This is a genomic window from Rhizobium sophorae, from assembly GCF_013087515.1.
Classification (GTDB): domain Bacteria; phylum Pseudomonadota; class Alphaproteobacteria; order Rhizobiales; family Rhizobiaceae; genus Rhizobium; species Rhizobium sophorae.
Genome location: NZ_JABFCN010000045.1, coordinates 20,617 through 42,095, shown reverse-complemented (window position 1 = coordinate 42,095; position 21,479 = coordinate 20,617). Strand labels below are relative to the sequence as shown.

The 21,479-nt window shown below is 62.0% G+C and carries 19 protein-coding genes, 2 tRNA genes and 3 pseudogenes; 10 read left to right on the top strand and 14 right to left on the bottom strand.

Annotated elements, in window-relative coordinates; all coding sequences use genetic code 11:
• Window positions 1-30 precede the first annotated feature (30 nt).
• Window positions 31-939 carry a DUF1499 domain-containing protein gene (locus tag G9X64_RS23030; RefSeq protein ID WP_171377437.1) on the top strand — a complete coding sequence of 303 codons (909 nt, stop codon included), beginning with the start codon at window positions 31-33 and terminating at the stop codon, window positions 937-939.
• 569 nt (window positions 940-1,508) lie between these two features.
• On the opposite strand, the gene G9X64_RS23025 is transcribed toward G9X64_RS23030, so the two are convergent.
• Genes G9X64_RS23025 through G9X64_RS23015 form a run of 3 tightly spaced genes read right to left on the bottom strand, consistent with a single transcriptional unit; the run spans window position 1,509 to window position 4,613 of the window.
• The gene (locus G9X64_RS23025) at window positions 1,509-3,230 is read right to left on the bottom strand and encodes a saccharopine dehydrogenase family protein (RefSeq protein WP_171377436.1); all 1,722 of its coding nucleotides are present in this window, start codon (window positions 3,228-3,230) and stop codon (window positions 1,509-1,511) included.
• Window positions 3,227-3,685 carry a thiol-disulfide oxidoreductase DCC family protein gene (locus tag G9X64_RS23020; RefSeq protein WP_171377435.1) on the bottom strand — a complete coding sequence of 153 codons (459 nt, stop codon included), beginning with the start codon at window positions 3,683-3,685 and terminating at the stop codon, window positions 3,227-3,229. The genes G9X64_RS23025 and G9X64_RS23020 overlap by 4 nt, the downstream gene beginning before the upstream one ends.
• A gap of 10 nt (window positions 3,686-3,695) precedes the next feature.
• The gene (locus tag G9X64_RS23015) at window positions 3,696-4,613 is read right to left on the bottom strand and encodes an MBL fold metallo-hydrolase (protein ID WP_171377434.1); all 918 of its coding nucleotides are present in this window, start codon (window positions 4,611-4,613) and stop codon (window positions 3,696-3,698) included.
• Window positions 4,614-4,776: 163 nt separating this feature from the next.
• Between G9X64_RS23015 and G9X64_RS23010 the strand changes: the two genes are divergently transcribed.
• Window positions 4,777-4,850 (top strand) — tRNA-Gln (locus tag G9X64_RS23010).
• A 105-nt stretch (window positions 4,851-4,955) separates the two neighbouring features.
• Here the strand turns inward: G9X64_RS23010 and G9X64_RS37310 are convergent.
• Window positions 4,956-5,218 (bottom strand): annotated as a pseudogene (locus G9X64_RS37310) (helix-turn-helix domain-containing protein); the annotation flags it as partial.
• Between the two features lie 448 nt (window positions 5,219-5,666).
• On the opposite strand from G9X64_RS37310, the gene G9X64_RS23000 reads away from it, so the two are divergent.
• Entirely contained in the window at window positions 5,667-6,416 is a 750-nt protein-coding gene (locus G9X64_RS23000; protein ID WP_171377433.1) for a DUF8371 domain-containing protein, read from the top strand.
• A gap of 106 nt (window positions 6,417-6,522) precedes the next feature.
• On the opposite strand, the pseudogene G9X64_RS36695 reads toward G9X64_RS23000, so the two are convergent.
• Window positions 6,523-6,768 (bottom strand): annotated as a pseudogene (locus G9X64_RS36695) (SDR family NAD(P)-dependent oxidoreductase); the annotation flags it as partial.
• A gap of 118 nt (window positions 6,769-6,886) precedes the next feature.
• On the opposite strand from G9X64_RS36695, the gene G9X64_RS22995 reads away from it, so the two are divergent.
• Window positions 6,887-7,846, top strand: coding sequence for a DUF5655 domain-containing protein (locus G9X64_RS22995; protein WP_171377432.1), 960 nt, complete (start codon window positions 6,887-6,889; stop codon window positions 7,844-7,846).
• Between the two features lie 140 nt (window positions 7,847-7,986).
• On the opposite strand, the gene G9X64_RS22990 is transcribed toward G9X64_RS22995, so the two are convergent.
• Window positions 7,987-8,766: an SDR family NAD(P)-dependent oxidoreductase gene (locus G9X64_RS22990; protein WP_171377431.1), complete on the bottom strand. Its 780-nt coding sequence runs from the start codon at window positions 8,764-8,766 to the stop codon at window positions 7,987-7,989.
• Window positions 8,767-9,175: 409 nt separating this feature from the next.
• Window positions 9,176-9,784, bottom strand: coding sequence for a TetR/AcrR family transcriptional regulator (locus G9X64_RS22985; RefSeq protein WP_166478024.1), 609 nt, complete (start codon window positions 9,782-9,784; stop codon window positions 9,176-9,178).
• A 111-nt stretch (window positions 9,785-9,895) separates the two neighbouring features.
• On the opposite strand from G9X64_RS22985, the gene G9X64_RS22980 reads away from it, so the two are divergent.
• The 4 genes from G9X64_RS22980 to G9X64_RS22965 all read left to right on the top strand — a co-directional run bounded on the left by G9X64_RS22980 (window position 9,896) and on the right by G9X64_RS22965 (window position 15,751).
• Window positions 9,896-10,582 carry a PspA/IM30 family protein gene (locus G9X64_RS22980; RefSeq protein WP_171377430.1) on the top strand — a complete coding sequence of 229 codons (687 nt, stop codon included), beginning with the start codon at window positions 9,896-9,898 and terminating at the stop codon, window positions 10,580-10,582.
• A 49-nt stretch (window positions 10,583-10,631) separates the two neighbouring features.
• Complete coding sequence (locus G9X64_RS22975; protein WP_003546080.1) at window positions 10,632-10,913, top strand: YiaA/YiaB family inner membrane protein; 282 nt, start codon at window positions 10,632-10,634, stop codon at window positions 10,911-10,913.
• A 92-nt stretch (window positions 10,914-11,005) separates the two neighbouring features.
• On the top strand, window positions 11,006-14,401 hold the full coding sequence (locus G9X64_RS22970; RefSeq protein WP_171377429.1) for an acyl-[ACP]--phospholipid O-acyltransferase: 3,396 nt from the start codon (window positions 11,006-11,008) through the stop codon (window positions 14,399-14,401).
• Between the two features lie 285 nt (window positions 14,402-14,686).
• Entirely contained in the window at window positions 14,687-15,751 is a 1,065-nt protein-coding gene (locus G9X64_RS22965; protein WP_168313546.1) for a dipeptidase, read from the top strand.
• A 7-nt stretch (window positions 15,752-15,758) separates the two neighbouring features.
• Here G9X64_RS22965 and G9X64_RS22960 read toward each other — a convergent pair whose 3' ends face one another.
• Window positions 15,759-16,946, bottom strand: a complete 1,188-nt coding sequence (locus G9X64_RS22960; protein ID WP_168313547.1) for a TCR/Tet family MFS transporter — start codon at window positions 16,944-16,946, stop codon at window positions 15,759-15,761.
• Window positions 16,947-17,392: 446 nt separating this feature from the next.
• Window positions 17,393-17,800: a hypothetical protein gene (locus G9X64_RS22955; RefSeq protein ID WP_168313548.1), complete on the bottom strand. Its 408-nt coding sequence runs from the start codon at window positions 17,798-17,800 to the stop codon at window positions 17,393-17,395.
• Window positions 17,801-18,061: 261 nt separating this feature from the next.
• On the opposite strand from G9X64_RS22955, the gene G9X64_RS22950 reads away from it, so the two are divergent.
• A tRNA-Pro gene (locus tag G9X64_RS22950) sits at window positions 18,062-18,138 on the top strand.
• Between the two features lie 133 nt (window positions 18,139-18,271).
• Here the strand turns inward: G9X64_RS22950 and G9X64_RS22945 are convergent.
• Window positions 18,272-18,652 (bottom strand): annotated as a pseudogene (locus G9X64_RS22945) (PIN domain-containing protein); the annotation flags it as partial.
• Between the two features lie 234 nt (window positions 18,653-18,886).
• Between G9X64_RS22945 and G9X64_RS22940 the strand changes: the two are divergent.
• On the top strand, window positions 18,887-19,126 hold the full coding sequence (locus G9X64_RS22940) for a DUF982 domain-containing protein (protein ID WP_130666756.1): 240 nt from the start codon (window positions 18,887-18,889) through the stop codon (window positions 19,124-19,126).
• Between the two features lie 26 nt (window positions 19,127-19,152).
• On the opposite strand, the gene G9X64_RS22935 is transcribed toward G9X64_RS22940, so the two are convergent.
• From G9X64_RS22935 to G9X64_RS22920, 4 genes are all read right to left on the bottom strand, one after another.
• A complete protein-coding gene (locus tag G9X64_RS22935) occupies window positions 19,153-19,377 on the bottom strand; it encodes a hypothetical protein (RefSeq protein ID WP_168315582.1) in 225 nt (74 codons plus the stop codon).
• The gene (locus tag G9X64_RS22930; RefSeq protein ID WP_171377428.1) at window positions 19,374-19,610 is read right to left on the bottom strand and encodes a hypothetical protein; all 237 of its coding nucleotides are present in this window, start codon (window positions 19,608-19,610) and stop codon (window positions 19,374-19,376) included. Before G9X64_RS22930 ends, G9X64_RS22935 begins: the two co-directional genes overlap by 4 nt.
• Window positions 19,611-19,621: 11 nt before the next feature.
• Window positions 19,622-19,885, bottom strand: coding sequence for a hypothetical protein (locus G9X64_RS22925; RefSeq protein ID WP_171377427.1), 264 nt, complete (start codon window positions 19,883-19,885; stop codon window positions 19,622-19,624).
• Between the two features lie 860 nt (window positions 19,886-20,745).
• Window positions 20,746-21,393, bottom strand: coding sequence for a S24 family peptidase (locus G9X64_RS22920; RefSeq protein WP_171377426.1), 648 nt, complete (start codon window positions 21,391-21,393; stop codon window positions 20,746-20,748).
• Window positions 21,394-21,479: the final 86 nt, after the last annotated feature.

Below are 21,479 nucleotides of genomic sequence, written 5' to 3'. Positions count from 1 at the left end.
GCGGGCGCTGACGAGCAACCGGTAAGTTTGATGGCCATCCGCTATGACCGCCCCGTTTCCAGCGCCGCCCGCTCTTCGCGGCTCATCGGGGCGTTTTCCCTGGTGCTGGCGCTGGCCGTGATGATCGCCCATCGCTTCGGCGGTCTCGCCACACCCTATCTGGTACTGCTGTTGATTGTCGCTGCCGGCTGCGCGCTGCTGGCCGCCATGCTCGCCGCCCTCGGGCTGCGCAGCCTCTGGATGACTGGGGCAGAGGGCGGATTGGCGGCGCTTGCGGCACTGATTTATGCCGCCTTTCCGCTGGCGCTTGGCGCCTATGCCACCGAGCGTTACATGACGCTGCCTGATATCTATGACGTTTCCACCGATCTGGTCACCGCACCCGACTGGCTTTCGCAGCCGTATTTCGACCAGATCTGGCTGAAGCGCCAGGTGCAGGTGACGCCCGAGGATCGCGAAAAGCAGCTCGCCGCCTATCCCGAACTCACCGGCCGGCGCTATGAGGGCGCGCTCGACCGCGTGCTGGAGGCGGTGCGCAAGGTCGCCAAGATGAGCGGCATGACCATCACCGAAAGCAGCGGCGACACTGAGCCCGGCCGCGACCCCGAGGACAGACCGGTGAAGCCGCAGCCGGGCGACGATGCCGTGGCTGATGCGCCCGATATCATCCCCGTGCCGACGCCGCGCCCCTATGACGACGATGTCGCCAAGCTGATCCGCGGCGTCAACGGCGTGACGCTGCAGGGCACCACCCGCACGCTGATCCTCGGCCTGCGCTTCGATTTCATCATTCGGCTGCGCGAAGAGGCCGAGACCACCTTCGTCGATATCCGCGTCGCCTCCCGCTACGGCCAAAACGACCTCGGCTTCAGCGCCGAAATCGCCGGCGATTACCTGAAGGCGCTGGATGCCGAACTCCTGGGAATTGCGGGTGGGTGAGCAACGGTGCCGCCGAAGGCGGCAGCAATCGATCCGGCGAATCGATTGCAGTTGCGAACGCCCTGAGCCCAAAGCGAAGGGCCGGGATACGGTGCGGCAGGTTCGACGCCCATACGGTGCCGCCGCAGGCGCCTGCAATCGATCCGGCGAATCGATTGCAGTTGCGAACGCCCTGAGCCCAAAGCGAAGGGCCGGGAGAGGGTGCGGCAGGTTCGATGCCCCTATGGTGCCGCCGAAGGCGGCAGCAATCGATCCGAGGAAGGAATGACGGCGAAGGGCATGCCGTGTGGCACCCCCCTCTGCCCTGCCGGGCCCGGGGTCGAGCCATGGGTCTCGACCCGTCCTTCGGACCCCCCACAGGTGGGGAGATCGGCTGGGCGCACCGGCTTCCCCAAACAATGAGCGTCCAGCACGGCGAAACGGTAGAGAGGCGCGAAGTTCAAGCCACTTGTGATCTCCCCACCTGTGGGGGAGATGCCCGGCAGGGCAGAGGGGGGTATCACGCACGCCAACACAGATGAGGGAGAACATCGAGGGAACCCCTTCGATCATGACCTCACACCACTCACTCACTCCACCACCAACCACCCCGTATACCGCACCACCAGCCCCGTCAGCCGCCCGCCGATCTCCACGTGAAAGTGGAACCGCCCATCGCGCTCCTCCTCATACGTATCCCCGCCAGGCGCCAGAAACATCGGCAGCGGTATCCCTAAAAACCGCCAGCCGCGCACGACGAGCCGCAGCTTCTCTCCGTCCGCCACCAGCGCCATCAGCACCCGGAACGGTCCGAAGACTTCGGTGAGCAGATGCCGGTCGCGGCCCTTGCCTTCGACCTGCCAGCTGCGGAAGACCGTGCCGCCGAAATCCCGTGTCCAGATCTCCCTGTCGCCATCGGACACGAAGCGCACCGTGACCGGCACGTCCTCGCCGGCTCTCGGAAAGCCGATCACCCCAGCAACGATCCTCGCCAGCAGCCCGCCGCCGCGCTCGATCCGCGCCCGGCCGGAGGCGACGCGCGCGCCGCCGGCATGCAGGGCGGATATGGCAGGCGGCAGCCGCTCCCAGGCGCTGCCGAGAATCCTGTGGTAAAGCGGCTGGCGCGCCTCCTCGTTTTCCATCCGGATGCCGGATGTGATCGAAAAACGCCGGAAGGCCGCTTCGAAATCCACAAGCTGCAATTCGCCTGCCGCCGGCCGCGCGCCATTCTCCGGCCGTACGCCGCTCAGCAGCCGGCGCACCAGCGCGTCCACGCCGATGATGGGGATGAACGGCCCGTCATCACCTTCGGCAATCAGATGCCAGCCGCAGGACAGCCTCTTTCCCGCGTGATCGATGCCACTGATGCGGACGAACATGCCGCCGCGATGTTCGCCCACCGCGAAAGCGTGGCTGGCGCGCTGCAGCAGCCGCGAAAACGGCAGCAGCGACGGCAACAGTCGGAAGTGCACAAGCCTTGCCACAAGGCTGAGCAAGTGCTGCAGCGGCTGCGGCTCCGTTCCGACCCCGGTGAAGCTGGATTTGAGATCGGCAAAGCGGGCCGGCAGCAGCTTGAGATCCGGCGCATCCACCAGCAGGAATGTCCGGCTGCGCAGCGGCTTAACCCCCGGCGGCGCCACCGTCACCCGCATCGAATCGATCAGCCCGCGCCCGGCGGCCGGTCGCCCATCGCGCCGAACGGTGATCTTCTTGCCGGCATAGCTCGCGATCGCCCTCACGACATTGAGGCCGATCTTTACATGCGCCGACGGAGCAATGCCGGCCGCGACAGATTCGATCCGGGAGAAATGCGGCGCCATCGCATCGAGTGCTGCGAAGGAGAGGGCGGGCAGGCTGCTCAGCCCCGAGAGCGCGAAGGTGCCCTTGGCCTTGGCCGCCGCATCCAGCCCACCAATGCCGGCGACGAAACCGGTGCTGTCGGCGATATCGGCATAATCAATGCCGAGGCCGATGCAGGCCTCGACCACCTTATAGGCATCCTCTCCGAAGCTCTGGAACGGCCCCGAGGCATCGACGACGAGATGAGGCCTCAGCCGCGTCAGCTGTTCGGTGAGATCGCCGTCTCTGTCGAAGCTGACGGCCTGCACCATCGCGCCGAGATTGTTGCTTCCCAGGCCCTCGGCGCCATCTTTCGGCGTCCGGAGATCTGCAACGAAATCGTCAGCCTTTTCGAGCGAGCGCCCCGCAACCAGCAGCCTCAGCCTGGGTTGATCGCCAAGCAGCCCGGCAAGCCGCCCGCCGAAGGTGCCGTAGCCGCCGATGATGAGTAGCGAAAACCGGTCCTCGCTCATGTGATGAAGCGGCTTCGCTGCTCGGGCGTCGGCACCATGCAGCTTTGCCGCCCGGCGATCTTCAGCCTGTTGCGGGCGATGAATTCATAAAGTGCATCGGCCGCCCGCCGCGGCAGCAGCCGGAAAATCTTCACCAGCGAATAGGGAAAGCCGAGGCCCGCCACCATGCGGATCGAGCCGTCGGACTTGAAGAAGGCGCGGCCCTCTTCGATCAGGATATTGGTTTCGTAGTCGCGCGCGTGCAGCCCGTAATGCCGGTAGAGCGCTTCGCCGAGCGGCGTCTGCGCGGCGAGGAAGCGGTAGCGCTGCCGCCTGTCATGTTTCAGCGCGAATTTCACCCAGCCGGAGCAGAACACGCATTCGCCATCGAAGATGATCAGCGGCCGGTCGTCGGCGAAGGCTGGCACATCGGGATCGTTGCGATAGCTGAAATCGGCTTGCGGCTTCATCGTCATGTCCCCATCCTCATGACCTTGGCGCCGGCCGGTAGAGGGCGGCCAGCGAAGGCGGCCCATCCGCCGCAATCTCGCCGCGCCCGAGGAGATCCTCGATATGGGCGAGCACGGAAAGGGCGGCCGCCCCATGCAGCTTCGGATCGGTATCGCGATAGATCACCTTCACCATCTCGGCAATCCGCTCGTCGCCGGCCTGGACGCGCGCCAGCACCGCCTGTTCGCGCTTTAGCCGGTGCGCCTTCAGCGCCCGGAGGAAAGTCGAAGGTTCCGTCACCGGCCCGCCATGGCCGGGCAGCAACAGCCGGTCCTCGCGTTCGATCAGCCGTTCGAGCGAGGCCATGTAATCCGCCATCGAACCATCCGGCGGCGCGACGATCGAGGTCGACCAGGCCATGACATGATCGCCGGAGAAGAGGATGTCGCGACCCGCAAGCGCGAAGGCGGCATGATTGGCCGTATGCCCCGGCGTCAGCACCGAAGTCAGCGCCCAGCCGTCGCCCGATAGGGTCTGACCGTCACCGATCATTATATCGGGCACGAAGGATAGATCCGAGCTTTCGGAAAAGGGATTGATCTCGCCCTCGCGCAGCGGCCGCGCCGGCCGGTGCGGCCCTTGGCCCACCGTCACCGCCCCCGTGGCCGCCTGCAGGCGCTTCGCCAGCGGCGAGTGGTCTCGATGCGTGTGGCTGACGAAGATATGCGTCACCGCGCGGCCGCCAAGCGCTGCCATCAGCGCCTGGTAATGCGCCTCATCCTCCGGCCCGGGATCAATGACCGCGACGGAGGAAGAGCCGACGATATAGCTGTTGGTGCCGAAAAAGGTGAAAGGCCCGGGATTGTTCACGGTGATCCGCTCGACACCTGAAACAACCGGCACGGCCTGCCCATAGGCCGGCTCGAAAGCGAGGTCGAATGCGGGACTGTCCATGAAGGAATGATCTCGGGCCGATGACGTCGCCACTTCCTAGCACGACGACGGGTGCTGCGCAGCGCATAAAATCTGCGCCGGGTTAAACTTAGTCATTGTGACAGGCGAAGAGCTTTGCTAATCAGGCGTCGATTTGAGCAGGCGGTTTCCGCTCAAGCTCTGGTGGGGCGTCGCCAAGCGGTAAGGCAACGGTTTTTGGTACCGTCACCCCTGGTTCGAATCCAGGCGCCCCAGCCACGCATTCAGGGTCCGTTCTGGACACATGGGTTACGGTTTATTCCTGAGATATAGGTAACACTTTTGGACCGAAAGGGTTCGGCAAAGGTTCAAGCCCGCATGTGGTGCGCCCCAGTTGGGCTTGTCCTGCTTGGTCTGCACAATCAGCTTCTCGATTTGGAACGGAAGCTGATTGGCGTGCCGGTAAGGCCGTCGCGATCGATCTGTCAGTCCTTGCAGACCGCTGTCGTTATAGCGGCTGATGATTTTGTGACCGGTCTTGCGGGAGATGCCGAATTGCGGCACAGCGCCGCTATCTTCTCGCCATCCAGAACCCGCGCAACGAATTTGAGACGCTCGTCCATGCGGTTGCACTCCTGCCAAGGCACCTTCGCTCTCCTCGCAAAGGCAAAAAGTGTAACCGATGTCTCCGGTATGAACTGTCACCCCTCTCTCGGGAAGGACATCTCTGCTAAGCCAAAATCAGGTTTGCAGGCACTCCTTGCCTAGCTGGGAATTAGGGGTGTATTCGATATGCCAGATAGTCGCTCATCGGTGAAATTGCGACCGATGCGCACAAATGAACTTTTCGTTCGTTAAATGGTAGTGAATGAAGAATATTGCTCTCTCATCAAAAGACTATTTTGGGAGTTGATTGAATGATTTGGAGTGCTCGTCGCGAACCTTTTCGGGCCCAGCCCGAAGATGCCCGCGAGGAAGGTGATATCGACTATGGCCGCGTCATCCACTCGGGGTCCTTTCGACGATTGCAAGGTAAAACGCAAATCTTGAATCTCGGAGACAGCGACTTCTATCGCACGAGGCTGACTCACTCGCTTGAAGTCGCGCAAATCGCAGGCGGCGTCACCACGCAGTTGTCAAAATCGTTTCCTAGCCACACAGGGCGCTATTCTATATGCCGTGCTTGGTTCCAGTGACTCTTACGACCCAAAGGCCGATCCGCTTAACCTTTACCGCTTTCGCGAGATGATCGCCGGCGATCTTAGTGTGTTTACGCAGCCGGGGTTAAATGTTGGTAAGCCATCATCAGCGGAGTTACAGAGGCTCGTTCTGATAATTGTTGAACACTTCAAAACACTCGTTGAGAACAACAATCTATGGGAACTCCTGTGGCATGAAGACAAGCCTAAGCGAGAGAAGGCCGCGCAGTTGATCTTCTTTGCCGTTGCCGACACTTTCTGTAAGGCGAATAATATCGATATCGCGCCTGAAACGAATCCTGGTGGTGGCCCGGTCGATTTCAGATTCTCCAAAGGCTACACAAACCGGGTGCTTGTCGAAATCAAGCTTTCCAAGGGCAAAGTAGTCCAAGGCTACAAGACGCAGATCGGTATCTATCAAGGCGCATCGAACACTGACAGCGCCACTTTTCTTCTGATCAACGTCGGGAAAATGGGCCAAAAATTGGTTGAAATCCAGAAGCATCGCGACACTCAGATCGAAGCTGGCCTCGCAACACCCGAGATCATCGTTGTTGATGGGCGCCGCAAAAGGTCGGCCAGCGTTCGAGAAACACTGTTCGAGGTGATCGAGGATGATTTCAACGACGATGACGATGAAGAGTAGCGTCACGCTGGCTGATGCCTACATGAACGAAGGTTGCGCTATTTTGGTCAAGGAAAGCCTGCTGCCAAACATCGAGCGGCAACACCGCTAAACTCGGTCTTGCGCCTCACTGGCGCTCTTCAAACAGTCGAATACCTGCGAGTTCGGCAGACCTCTCCACCAGCGCATCCTGAAACCCAGGATCGTTGACCTCCCGCGAAGCCTCCCGCCGCTGCCGATGATACCAATACCCACCCGCTGACCTTGGCGGCTCCCGCATCGCTTGCCGCAAGCCATGTCTGGGTGAGGTGCCCTGACCTTGCCCCATTTCGAGGTCATCGAGCGCGCCGGCGCCGCCCATCTTCGTCGGCACTTAGCCGGGGTCGACGACCATTCCAGCAAATCGGCGCTCGCCGGCAAATTGTCTGGACAAGGGCGATAAAGCGAATAGAGATTTCAGTACAATCTGCGGTCACGCCCGGGGCAAAATTTTGAGCGATATCAAACTATTTCATTTTGGCGGCGCGCAGGTGAGCGAACTGCCCGGCAGCGCCATGCAGGTCGAGAAATCTCTGCAAGTTCTGTTCGAGGCCAATCTTGAAGCGTTGCTCGGCATCCGCTTCCTGGCGACCGAGCATTCGACCGGGCACGTGCACGGCGGAAGGATAGATACGCTGGGCCTGGACGAGGACAACTCGCCGGTCATCATCGAATACAAACGATCGGTGAACGAGAACGTCATCAACCAGGGCCTGTTCTACCTCGACTGGCTGCTTGATCACTGCAAGGAATTCCAATGGCTGGTTATGGAACGCCTCGGCCAGGACGTGGCGAATGCCGTTGACTGGTCTGCTCCGCGACTGCTCTGCATCGCCGGCGATTTCACCCGCTATGACGAGCACGCCGTTAAGCAGATCGCCAGAAACATCGAGCTTATTCGCTACCGGCGGTTCGGCGAGGATCTGCTGATGTTGGAACTGGTGCATGTGCCGAAGACCAGTAAACTCAATGGCCCTAAGGTGGTAGCCGAGGCGAAAGCTATAAGTTCCCTGCAGCCCGCAGCCGACGCGAGTCAGGATAACGACCCCTATCTCAGTCAAAGGATGAGCTACCGCCTATCGCAGTCGTCGGCAGACCTTCGAGATATCTATGACGCAGTTCACCAGTTTCTGATCGCGCTCGGGGATGATGTGCAGGTAAAGGAATTGAAGCTCTATACAGCATTTAAGCGGCTGAAGAACTTCGTCTGCATGGAGATCTATCCCCAGGCGCGGACTGTGACGCTTTTCCTAAAGCTCGATCCAACTACCTTGGCGCTTGAAAGCGGCTTTACGCGCGACGTCAGCAATGTTGGCCATTTTGGTACTGGTGATCTGCAGGTAACGCTAAAGTCGATGGCGGATTTTGAGAAAGCACAGCCATTACTGGTTCGGGCTTACGAGGGTGGGTGACCGGGGGAGCGCCACAACTATATCTGTCGTCGGTTTCGACTCAGCGTGGACCGACAATCCTAAGCGCGATTGGACAAGGAAGGCCTGCTGGCAAACATTGAGCGCGAACCCGGCAAAGCCCGCTAACCCGGTCTCGCGCCTCACCGGCGCTCTGCAAACAGATGGACGCCAGTCAAGCCCGCCAGCGTGTCCACCAGCGCATCCTGAAACCCAGCATCAGTCATCTCCGGCGCAGCCTCCCGCCGCTGCCGATGATACCAATACCCACCGCTGACCTTCGCAGCTTTGTCCTCGCTTGCCCCAAGCCACGTCTGCGTAAGATGCCCCATCTCCAGGTCATCGGGCGCGCCGGCGCCGCCCATTTTTGTCGGCACCCAGCCGGGATCCACCGCATTGCTGAGCACATCCGGCCAATGGCGGGCGACGGCGGCGGCGAGGGTGGCGATGTAGAGCTTGCTTTCCGAATAGGCCTGGCTTGCGTTCCACGGCCGCTTCTTCCAGTCGATATCGTCAAGGGCGCTGCTGCCGCTGCGGTGCATGCCGCTCGTGAGATAGACCAGGCGATCGGGGCGGGTGATCCATGCGGTGAGCAGATAGGGGGCAAGCACATTCACCGCCAGCGTCTTTGCGTGACCATCAGGCGTTTCGCCCCGGCTCCGCTCGAGGTAGATGCCGGCATTGTGGATGACGGCGTCCATGCGGCCGATGGCGTTGACCTGCTCGGCAATCGATCGCGTTTCCGTGGCGCTGGCGAGATCGCCGATGACGATGCCGAGTGCGGTGGGCGAAATCTCTGAGATGGCGGAGGCACGCTCGCTGGAGCGGGCATGCAGCACGACGTCATGGCCCCCCTTCATGAGGGTGCGGGCGGCGGCAAGGCCGAGGCCATCGGAGGAACCGGTGATGAAAATACGGCTCATGGGGTGTCCTTTCGCGGCGGCGTGGAGGGCAGAGAGTGCTTGGGTAGGGGTGCTCGGGTCAAGGTGGGATGGTGGACAAGTCCGCCAGCGAGGGTGCGGTTTTGCAGATTGGTTCCCACCTACTCCGTCATCCTCGCGCTTGACCCGAGGATCCATACGCAGCACTCGACGTACATGAGTTCACGCATAGGATGCCCCCTGCCGCTCGGTCTGTCGACGGTGAGCACAATGCTCGGGGCGTGGATCCTCGGGTCAAGCCCGAGGATGACGGAGGAGGTGGTGGGGCTCGGCGAAAAACGGCGGCGCCATGGATCCCAGGCTCAAGGCCTGGGATGACGGAGTGTGTGGTGATGCGGCGGCCAAACCACGGTTTGTCGCCTCCGCCGCCACTCCACCCAACGCCGCCCCATCACCCCCGCCGCCGCTCCGCCCCCGCCGCAATCGTCTGCACCAGCTCATCCACCTCCCGTGCCAGCCGCTCCAGCGGCAGGCCGACGAAGCGGCCTTCGAGGCTGATGCTGACGACGCCGTGGACGGCGCCGAAGAGGGTGCGGGCGCGGATGGCGCGGTCTTCGGGGGGCATGTCGGGTTGCAGTTCGGCCAGCGGTTCGGCGATCACATCCATCAGGAAGAGGTGCTCGTCAAGATGCCATTGCGGCGTCGGGCTCGATTCCGGCGGGAAGTGCTCGAACAGTGCCTTCCAGAGGTTCCGGTGTTCGACGGCGAAGCTCAGATAGCCCTGCGCCAGGTTGCGCAGCCGGTCGGTCGGCGGGCGGTCCTTGGTCTCGGGCAGGGTGAGCCTCGCCTCCAGCGCCTTCAGCGTGGCGGAATTGACGTGGATGACGAGCTCGGCGAGGTCTGAAAAGACCGTGTAGAGGCCGCCGAGCGCGCAGCCGGCATCCTGGGTGATGTCGCGGGCTCGGAGGTTCGCCAGCCCGTCTCTGGCGATCCGCTCGCGCGCCGCCTCGATCAGCCGGGCCTTCAGGTCTTCGCGTTTTTCTTCTCGTCTGCCGGCCATTCACCATTCCACTTCGATTTTTTGAACGTCGTTCAAAATTTATCTTGAACGACGTTCATGATTCTGGCATAACACCCCTCGTGAACAACGTTCATAAACCGGAGGAAGGAAATGTTCAAACTGATTTCCATTTTGTTGCGGGGCAGGGCGCATGATGCCGAACAGGCTTTCGCCGACTGCCACGCCGTGCCGCTGCTTTCCCAGCAGATCCGTGATGCCGCCCAATCGATCCAGTCGGCGCGGCGCAGTGTCGCGGTCGCCATCGCCCAGAACGAACAGGAGAAGGGGCAGCATGCAACGATCGTTGCCCGCATCGCCGATCTCGAAGTTCGCGCTTCCGCGGCGCTGACCAAGGGCAATGAGGGCCTGGCCCGCGAGGCGGCCGAGGCGATCGCCTATCTCGAAGCCGAGCGCGATGCATCGGAAAAGGCGCAGGCCCAATTCACCGGAGCGATCGACAAGCTGAAGGGCATCGTCCGAGCCTCCGAGACGCGGCTGCAGGAGCTGCAGCGCGGCGAGCGGCTGGCGCGTGCCACGCAAGAGGCGCAGAAGCTCGATGTCACAGTCGCCGGCCCTGGCTTTGCGACGCTCGACGATGCCGAGGAGACCCTGGCGCGCCTTCGCCTGCGCCAGAGCCAGAATGAGCTGACGGCCGCCGCCCTGAAGGACATGGAAGGCGCCATCCGCCCGGCCGGCATTATCGAAAAGCTTGCCAATGCCGGCTTCGGCGCGCCGCTGCGCTCATCCGCCGATGATGTGTTGGCGCGGCTGAAGAGCCGCATCACGCCCGCTGCCTGAAATTGCATCCATCCAACCATCCATCCATCGAACCATAGGGACCACTGATATGAACGACAGTTTCCAGAAACATTCCGCAAGCTGGGTCAGCTTCTCCTACATCTCCTTCGGCTCGGCCGCCTTCATGCTCGCGCTCGGCCTCTACATGATGCCGCTCGATCTCTGGGGCAAAGGCTATCTCGCCATGGGCATTCTGATGCTGGTGCAGACCACGGTGAATATCACCAAGACGCTGCGCGACAATGCCGAATCCGAGAAGCTGATCCGCAAGGTCGAGGATGCCCGCACCGAGAAACTCCTGGTCAAGTTCAATCGTAACGATGAAGATTGATCTTGGTTAACCACAGCGCAGAGTTGTTACCGCATTCAACTTTTGCGTAACAACTCTGTGGCCTTCTCTGCCAGTCGAAAGAGGGACCCGCCGTGCAACACAATCTGATGACCTCAAGGAAATTCGCGCCGCTGTTCTGGACCCAGTTCCTGACCGCCTTCAACGACAATTTCCTCAAGAACACCCTGGTGTTCCTCATTCTCTTCAAGATGTCGGCCAGCGAAGGCGCCGCCCTGGTGACGCTTGCCGGCGTCATCCTGATCGTGCCCTTCCTGCTGCTCTCCGCACTCGGCGGCGAACTCGCCGACAAGCATGACAAGGCGAAGATCGCCGAGCTGCTGAAACGCTGCGAGATCGCGGTCGCCGCCCTTGCCGTTGTCGGTCTCGCCTTCTCCTCCATCTTCGTGCTGATGGCGGCGCTGTTCGGCTTCGGCATCGTCTCGGCGCTGTTCGGGCCGATCAAATACGGCATCCTGCCCGATCACCTCGAACGCCGCGACCTGCCGAAGGCCAATGCCTGGATCGAGGGCGGCACCTTCATCGCCATCCTTTCCGGCACGATCATCGCCGCCCTTGCCTTTTCCAGCGGCGATAATGTGCTGCTCTTCGGCACGATGATGATGGGGCTTTCGCTTCTCTGCTGGCTGGCCAGCCGCATGATCCCGCCCACCGGCTCCAAGGCGCCGGATCTTCAGATCGACCGCAATGTCATCCGCTCCAGCTACACCCTCGTCAAGGAAATCCGCGAGGACAAGCGGCTGTGGCGTTCGGCGCTGATGAACTGCTGGTTCTGGCTGGTCGGCGCCTTCGTTCTCTCCATCCTGCCGACCATGGTGACCGAGCTGCTCGGCGGCTCCGAGCTCGTCGTGCCGGCCTATCTCACTGTCTTTGCCATCGCCGTCGCCGTCGGCTCGGCGATTGCCGCCTGGATGTCGTCCGGCCGCATCGTGCTGCTGCCGGCCCCTGTCGGCACGGCGCTGCTTGGCATTTTCAGCCTCGATCTCGCCTGGAACCTCTGGGGCCTGGCTTCGGCGAGCCATGCGACAACGATCGGCACCTTCTTTGCCGGGCAGAATACCATCCGCGTCGCCATCGATCTCGCCGGCATGGCGATAGCAGGCGCCTTCATCGCCGTGCCGACCTTTGCCGCCCTGCAGACCTGGGCGCATGAGGACCGCCGCGCCCGCGTCATCGGCGCCGCCAATGTGCTGTCTGCCCTGTTCATCACCGTCGGCCTCGGCCTGGTTGCCGTCGTCCAGGCGCTCGGCGCTTCCATTCCTGAGATCCTGATCGGCCTCGGCATCATCAATTTCGCCGTCGCCTGGCTGATGCTGAAGACGCTGCCGACCAATCCCTTCCGCGATTTCATCTCGATCCTGTTCCGCGCCTTCATGCGCCTCGAGGTCGAAGGCCTGGAGAATATCAAGAAGGCCGGCCGCGCGCCGATCATCGCGCTCAACCATGTCAGCCTGCTCGACGGCGCCCTGGCGCTTGCCATCACCGAGGAAGAGCCGACCTTTGCCGTCGATTACAAGATCGCCCAGGCCTGGTGGGTGCGCCCCTTCCTGAAGATGTGCAAATTCCTGCCGCTCGACCCGACAAAGCCGATGGCGACGCGTTCGCTGATCAAGGTGGTGCAGGACGGCAACCCGATCGGCATCTTCCCCGAGGGCCGGCTGACGGTGACCGGTACGCTGATGAAGGTCTATGACGGTGCCGCCATGGTCGCCGACAAGACCGGCTCGATGGTCGTGCCGGTGAAGATCGACGGACTGGAGAAGAGCTATCTCTCCTATCTCGACAACGGCAAGATCCGCCGCCGGCTGTTCCCCAAGGTCAAGGTCACCATTCTCGAGCCGGTGAAGCTCGAAGTGCCGCCGGAGTTGAAAGGCCGCAAGCGCCGCACGGCGGCAGGGGCGGCACTCTATCAGGTGATGTCGAACCTGCTCTTCCAGACCGCCGATACCTCGTCCACCGTGCTCGACCGCGTCATCCGGGCCGGCCACGAATTCGGCATGGGCAAGCTTGCCGTCGAGGATCCGGTCACCGGCCGGCTGACCTATGGCAAGCTCCTGACCGGGGCTGCCGTGCTCGGCGCCAAATTCCGCACGATGTTCCCGGAACAAAATCTCGGCGTCATGCTGCCGAATGCCAATGGCGCCGCCGCCACGCCTCTCGGCGTCATGAGCGCGGGCAAGGTGCCGGCGATGCTGAACTTCACGGCGGGTGCCGCCAATATCCTCTCCGCCTGCAAGGCCGCCGAGGTCAAACACGTGCTGACCTCGCGCGCCTTCGTCACCCAGGCGAAACTCGGGCCTGTGATCGCCGAGATGGAAAAGCAGGTGGAGATCGTCTGGCTCGATGATCTCCGGGCAGAAATCTCGCTCAAGGACAAGATTTTCGGGTTTCTCAGGAAGGCGCGGCCGCTGGTGAAGCGTAAGCCGGATGATCCGGCCGTCATCCTCTTCACCTCGGGCTCCGAAGGTACGCCGAAGGGTGTGGTGCTCACCCACCGCAACATCCTGTCGAATGCCGCCCAGGCCGCCGCCCGCATCGATTTCCACAGCGGCGACAAGGTGTTCAACATCCTGCCGGTGTTCCACTCCTTCGGGCTGACGGCCGGCACCGTGCTGCCGCTGATCTCGGGCGTGCCGGTCTATTTCTATCCGTCGCCGCTGCATTACCGCATCGTGCCGGAGCTGATCTATGTCTCCAACGCCACGATCATCTTCGGCACCGACACCTTCCTCAACGGCTATTCGAGGACGGCGCATCCCTACGACTTCCGCTCGATCCGCTATATCTTCTCCGGCGCCGAGCCGGTGAAGGCCGCAACCCGCCAGACCTATATGGAAAAATTCGGCCTGCGCATCCTGGAAGGTTACGGCGTCACCGAGACCGCGCCGGTCATTTCCATCAACACGCCGATGTACAATAAGTCCGGCACAGTCGGCAAAATCCTGCCGGGCATGGAATGGAAGCTCGAACCGGTGCCCGGCATCGATGAGGGCGGCCGGCTGCATGTGCGCGGCGCAAACGTCATGGCAGGCTATCTCCGCGCCGAAAAGCCCGGCGTGCTCGAGCCGCTCGTCGACGGCTGGCACGACACCGGCGACATCGTCACCATCGACGAGGACGGCTTCGTCAAGATCCGCGGCCGCGCCAAGCGCTTCGCCAAGATCGGCGGCGAAATGATCTCGCTCGCCGCCGTCGAGACGCTGGCCGCCGAACTCTGGCCGGGCGCTCTCTCCGTCGTCTCCTCGCTGCCCGACGCCAAGAAGGGCGAGCGGCTGGTGCTCCTCACCGACGCCCCCACCGCCACCCGCGCCGAATTCCTCGCCTTCGCCAAATCCAAGGGTGCCATGGACATGATGGTCCCGGCCGAGGTCAATATCGGCAAGGTGCCGGTACTCGGCTCCGGCAAGGTGGATTTCGTCGCGGCCCACAAGCTGGCGGAAAGTGTGGCGCAGGCGGGGGAGGCGGCGTGAGGGCGTAGGGTTCGGGGGCGTGTGGCACCCCCCTCTGCCCTGCCGGGCATCTCCCCCAAGATTGGCAAGGGGCGGACACCTCGTCCCTCTCTATCGATACGCTGATGCCAGCGGTCGTTGTTTGGGGAAGCCCGTGAGCCCAGCCGATCTCCCCCTTGTGGGGGAGATGTCCGGCAGGACAGAGGGGGGTATCCATGCACCGCGGTGACTATTGCGGCAATCTCCTGCATGTTGCCCGCGCATCAGCTTCCCCAGCCATGCAAAATTGATCCGGAGGAAACCGACATGGCCGAAATCGATGTCTTCGACGGGCACAATGATGCGGTTCAATTCATCGCGGAATACACATCCTCCGGCCGGGACTTTCTGGTGCGGTCGGAAAGCGGGCATCTCGATCTGCCGAGAGCGCGCGAGGGCGGCTTGGCCGGCGGGTTGTTTGCGCTGCATGCAGGCCCGGAGCGCCAGCCGGAAAATGATCTGATCATCACCGAGAATGGCTACGAGGTTATCTATGCCGAGACCGTCGATCCGCTGTATGCCCGCCGGCAGATCGAGGCACAGCGCCTGGCGCTCGAAACTTTGATCCGCCGCTCCGGCGACCGGATGCGCATGGCGGTTGATGTCGATGAGATCGCGGCCGCCAGAGCCGAGGGAGCCTTTGCCGTCGTGCTGCATATGGAAGGGGCCGAAGCGGTGGATGGCGAATTCGACTATCTCCATCGGCTGCATGCGGCGGGCCTGCGGTCGCTGGGACCGGTCTGGAGCCGCCCGAATATGTTCGGCTATGGTGTTCCCTTCGCCTTTCCGCGGTTGCCGGATACGGGTCCCGGACTGACCGAGATCGGCAAGGACCTGGTCAGGACCTGCAATCGGCTCGGAATCATGATCGATCTCTCGCATCTGAACGAACGGGGATTCTGGGATGTGGCGGCATTGAGCCACGCCCCTCTCGTCGTCACCCATGCCTGCGCCCATGCCATCTGCCCGTCGACCCGAAATCTCACCGACAGGCAGCTCGACGCCATCCGCGATACCGATGGCGTGATCGGCTTCAACCTCTCGGTCTGCGACATCCGCGCCGATGGCCACCTGAATGACGATACGCCGCTCGATGCCGTCGCTCGCCATATCGACTATCTCGTCAACCGCGTCGGCGAAGACAGGGTCGCCCTCGGATCGGATTTCGACGGCGCGGTGATCCCCCGCGCGATCAAGGATGCCAGCGGCTTGCCGCATCTGTTCGACGCGATGCGCAAGAGCGGCTTCGACAGGCAGACCCTGTCGAAATTCGGCTTCGACAACTGGCTGCGCGTGTTCGGGCTGACCTGGAAGAACAGTCCGTCATCGTGAAGCAGTTTCAGCCCACCGGTTCCGGCTTCTTCAGCCTGAGAGCAAGAATGAGCGGCACGGCTAGCGCGTAGACGGCGACGACCGAGAGCCAGATCGCGCCCGGCCATGCCTGGCGGACGAGGAAATAGACGCTGGAAAAACCAAGCGGCGCGACGATCGAGGCGAGGCTGACGGCCGAGGCGAGCACGCCCTGGAACTGGCCCTGCCGGCTCGCCTCCACCTGCCGGGTGGCGAGCGACTGCAGCGCTGGTACGCCGATGCCGCCGAGCGTGAAGACCGGCATGATCGAGAAGATCATCCAGCCCTGGCCGGCAAAGGCCATGACGGTCAGCGCGATCGAGGCGCCGGCGATGCCGGTCAGGATTGCCCCGCGTTCGCCGAGCAATTTGACCGCCGGTCCCGGAAGGAAGGCCTGGGTAAGTGTCTGGCAGATGCCGAAGGCGCCGAGCGAAAGGCCGATCGAAAGCCCGCTCCAATGGAAGGCGTCGCTTCCCCAGAGCGCCCAGCAGGTGCCGTAGGCCTCGCCGGTGGCGCTGAAGATGAAGAAGAGGATGACGACAGGCAGCAGGCTTTTGACCTCCAGCACCGCGTGCAGCGGCTTCAGCGGATTGAGCGCCGAAAGCGCGATCTTCTCCCGGCTGCCGGGGCGCGATTCCGGCAGGACGAAGAAGGCGAGCAGCAGGTTTAAGCCATTGAGCAGGGCGGCCGCAATGAAGGGCAGCCGCAGCCAATGATCACCGAGGACGCCGCCGGCGACCGGGCCGATGATGAAGCCGAGGCCGAACATGGCGTTGAAAAGCCCAAAGCGGCGGGCGCGCTTCTCCTCGGGCGAAATGTCGGTGATATAGGCGGTCGCCACCGACACATTGGCACTTGTCAGGCCGGCGATGGCGCGGCCGAGAAACAGCATCGGAAGATTGGCCGCAAAGGCGAGGAACAGATAATTGACGGCGGCGCCGGCGAGCGAAATCAACAGCACCGGCCGGCGGCCGATCCGGTCGCTGAGGGCGCCGAGCACCGGTGCGAAAATGAACTGCATGACCGCGTAGAGCGCGGTCAGCGTGCCGATATAGGCTGCGACGTTTTCGGCATGGGTGATATCTCGCAGCAGCGAAGGCAGGATCGGGAAGATCAGGCCGATGCCGACAGCATCGAGGACAATGGCGGTGAAGATGACGATAAGGGATCTGGTCATGGCGCGTTCCGGTCGACGCAAGCGCACGAGCGCCGTTTGAGCGCCAATGGACTCACGATGAGGCCTGAGCTGATCAGGCGTTTGGTTTCTGGGAGGTGCTGGCCGATCCATGCTGCAAAGGCATGAATGGCGTGTGCTCGACCACCTGGACGACCATTCGTCCACCTGTTTACTCCGCCACTGAGCGGATCAAGGGAGGCAGCCGCTTTTCGCGACGGGCAATAGATACGCCGGAGGGCTGAATGCGACAAGCCCCCTTTTTGCGCCGGATCCGGCTGCGGGCTGTCGGGATATTCGGAGCGGGGAGTCGATGGGCCATTCGCTGCAACGGCAGGTCTGGCGGAATGTGCTCTTCGTGCAGAAGCCGGCTTGAGGGGAAGCAGCGGCCGCGAATGAAAACAGGCGGCACCCGGGCCGCCTGTTCTGCACTTCGGACAAACCGTCCGTTACTTCTGTTCGGGCGCCAGGAACTCTGCGCAATAGGACGGGCCATTGACGCCAGGGATGTCGGCGACGGTGCGGATGTCGCGGATCGTGTAATCGGAGCTGGTGGTGATTTCGGCCTGGCAGCGCAGATAGGCGGTGCGGGCCGACGCGATCTGCTTGCCGCGCTTGCCATCGGCGCCTTCGGCATATTTCGCCGGGATGCGCACGGTCTTGTAGCCGCCGCGCCAGGTGTAGATGGTGCTCGAGCCTTCCTCACGGTCGCTGATCGGCGGCCCGTAGGCGGCAAAGAAGATACCGGCCGATTTGCCGACCCAGCGGGCCTCGATCGGATTGCCGGCGGAAGGTATGGTCGTGCATCCGGCAAGCGCAATTGCAAGCCCGGCCGCGGTCATGGTGCGGAAATTCATCGTGTCGTCCCTGATCTCAAGCGCATTGGCTGCGAAGCCGCCGTCACAGCGGTTTCGCCTGTCCCGTCTGCCCTTTAGCGCGGAACCTGGCAAAAGAAAATTGCCCCTTTGAGACTTCCGTTCGATTTGCGGCAGGTGTGGCTTTTTGCTGCAGCCGCGTGATCCCAAACCCGTCACAACCCCGTCAAAATTTCCGCCGGCTTTTTGGAATTTGGTGCTTGTGCAACCAGATAGGCTGTTCTATAGAAGCGCCGCTGGTCACGGAGTGTAGCGCAGTCTGGTAGCGCACCACGTTCGGGACGTGGGGGTCGAGTGTTCGAATCACTCCACTCCGACCAGCTGTAACCCTCGGTCATCATTTCCGAAAATCAGGGTTGCTCATGTTTCCCGAATTTTTCCATTTCACGAAATACCGACGATATGATTGTCCGCCTTGCGGGCGCTAATCGCTATTCAAAAATGAGGTAGCGATCATTCCGACCGGAACGCGGCGGGAAGATCGACAGCGACATCCAGTGGCTGGAAAGGCCGCAGGTTTTCCGTAATGACGGTGAGGTCATAGGCGCGTGCGGTCGCCGCGATGATGAGATCGCGCAGGCCGGGATGGCGGCACTGGCTTTCGGCTTCGTCTTTGAGGGCGCCGACGATGCGTGCGACAACGGTATCCATCGGCAAGATCCGATCCCCGAAACTCTCGGTGATGACGTCCAGCCATGCCGAAAGGCGCTTTGCCCTCTCGATCCCGCCGCGGCGGTGAAGGCTCCGCATTCCCTTCTCGATCTCCGGGACTGACAGAGCCGACAGGCTATCGGCTTCGCCCTGCTGATGAAACCATGCCGACATTGACGCCGACGAACTCAAGAGGGGGAATTTCCAAGGGTGTATCGGCATCACTTAGAATCGGCCGAAAGCCGGTCTCTCCGGATATAATTTTTCTGCAGAAAAGTTATAATCGAGGTGCGGCTGAACAGGAGCGGTGCATTGGCGTCGCATGAATCGAGTGCGGTGGTCCCCGCATTCGAATCAACCGGAACGAGTCCCGCAGTGATTCGTTGAGTCGCGTGTCCAGCGTGAGGGGGCAGCGTCATGAGCAGGCGACGAAGGTTCAAGCCGGTGAAGATCACCATCAATGGCAAGACGAGGACGGTCTATAATGTCGTTCAGGCCGGCAACACTTTGCTGAACGACTGGCCCGAGCAGACGCCGGCGGCGAAGGTGGCCGAGCGGCTTGTGCTTGATGTGTTCAATGATGCGGCCGGGCCGGAGCAGGTGCGCCGCGCATTCATCACGGCAGCCAAGGCGAGCGACATCAAGTTCAGCTCCTGACCGGTGGTGTTGGCAACAACCCTGGCTCACTTCCATGATACCTGCTCCTGGTTTCGCAGATCCCGGGTTTTGAACTGCGTCTCCATCCAGGCGGCCGAGACGATCGCCGCGAGGAAGCCGAAGGCGAGGCAGGCGATGGCCTGGATCCGCCATGAGACGAAGGTAACCGGCGCCGGGACGACCGGCTTTTTCGCGCATTCGCCGGGCGGGCAGGCGCAGCCGGAAAAGGCCTTGATCAGGCAATCGCTCATGTTGCGCCACCTTTCACCGTGTCGATGGCGGCGAGGATCTTCCGGTGAAGCGGGCAGCCGTGATCTTTGCTGCCGTCGAAGAAGCGTTCGGCCTCCATCAGCGCCTGCAGGAGATCGGGTGCCCCGGCGGTGAAGCGGGCTTTGGCGCGGATCTTTTCGGCTGTTCCGGCCTGTCGGGCGGCTGGAAGGGAAGGGCTCTCGGTTGAACCGAGTGTAAGGTTGGCGGCAGGCATCTCCGTTCCCCTCAGGCGTAGAATTGATCATTGTTGGCGATGCCCATGATCTCGCGGGCATAGCGGTAATGTTCCTCGACGGAAGCCACCGCACCGCGCAGCCAGGACGGACCGCGGATCGAATGTTCGGGACGGCGCAGGAAGGCAAAGCCGAGGGCGCCCATGCGCTGGGCTTCGTTGGCCATATAGGCGCGGCAGTCGCCCATCGTGCGCGCCGCATTCCAGCGGGCATCCCGCTTGCTCTCCTCGGTCTCGATCTTGCGGATGTGCTGCATCGCCTGTCCTCTCGCGCCTCTGATCGGCTTGTGAGAGAAAGGTATATATCATACCCTATTGCGTCAATCGTAAAAGGTATAAAAAATACCTCAAGGATTGACGAGGTACGAATCGTAGGTCTATGTCTGGGGCCAGTGATTGGGCGACCGGGTGCAACTCCCGAGCTGACGAAGCCCAGCGGCGCGGGAAGCGAAAGTCCTTAAGTGCGCTGTCAGAAAATCAGGACGAGGGCGAAGCGAATGGCCCCTCTGGCACGTGTCCCATCCCGGCTCCGGCCTTCAGGACCTGGCCAATGCTCTCCCGGCTTCATGGGCTTTGCTCATGGGGTAGGGGGAAGCTTTGGCCGGAACCCTCCCTCACCAGCCTTCAGGAGCTTCTCCTCCCAAGCCTAAGAGAGAGGATAGAGAACTGAAGTTGAAGTAGATGATGAAAGCAAAAAAGGAGGCCGGCCATGCGCATGAAATCGAAATCACCGCCGAGGTGATCGAGGCAGGTCCGGAGGCCTCACCGAATTTTTTAGGTCCAGGGAGGATAAGCTGCCGAAGGACATGTTCCCCGCCGCCATTCGTTCCATCCTGGCGGCAGTGAGAGGGTGGTGCGCAAACGGCATCCGAAGCTTCCACAATTTTTGGTTTCAAAGGATGGATCGCCTCGATACCCCTCGTAATCCCAGCTGGGGATCGGCGAGTTTCGGAGCGAAATCCTACAGGCCGTAGATCTCGCGCGCGGCACTGTAGGCCAGGAGCAACACCGCTAGTGTGACGACATAGAACCAGATTCTGCCGGCGCGTGAGGAGGGGCGGATCATCCTGTTTTCTCTATTGAAATATGGTTGGTTCGCGGCATTAATTCCGAGCCCCTACATCTCGATGATCGACCGGCGGACGCGGCCGACGATGGTGACGGCGCCCTGGAATTCCGGCGGCGGCAGGTCTTCGTAGGAAGCCGGCTGGAAGGGCGGGTCGTCGTTCGGGCGATAGCGCTTGTAGGTTGCGGCCCCGGTTTCGTCGGCGACGACATAGAGCGCGTTCGGGGCCAGGCGCTTGTCGCGCAGATTGACGAAAATGATAGAGCCCGGCGGCGAGATCTTGTTCATCGAATTGCCCTCGACCTCGAGCGCGATCCATTCGCCATCGGGCAGGTCGAGGGCGGCGACCGTCGGGAATTCCGAAAAATCGGTGATCGGCGCCTGCTCGCTCAGCTGCCCGGCGCTGACCCAGGAGATTTTTGGCACGTCGGCGACCGAGGCCGGCAGCTCATCCGGATCGAGCGCGGTGCCGGCGCCGAACTGCAGCCAGTTGAGATCGACCTTGAAAGCGCGGGCATATTTCTTCGCGTCGGCAATGCCGAAACCGTTGCGGCCGGATTCATGCGCCTTGTAGACATTGGCGTTCCAGCCGAACCGATCGACGATCGCCTTCGGCCCGGCAAAGCCGGCATTCTTTCGGGCCATGACCAGCCGCTTTGCGCGTTCTTCGCGCTCAAATTGTTCCTGATCTTTCAACATGATATAAAAAATACCCTAAATTAAGGTACATGTCATGCCCTAATGTGCTTGACATTACGGGTATTAATTGTACCCTAATCGCCATG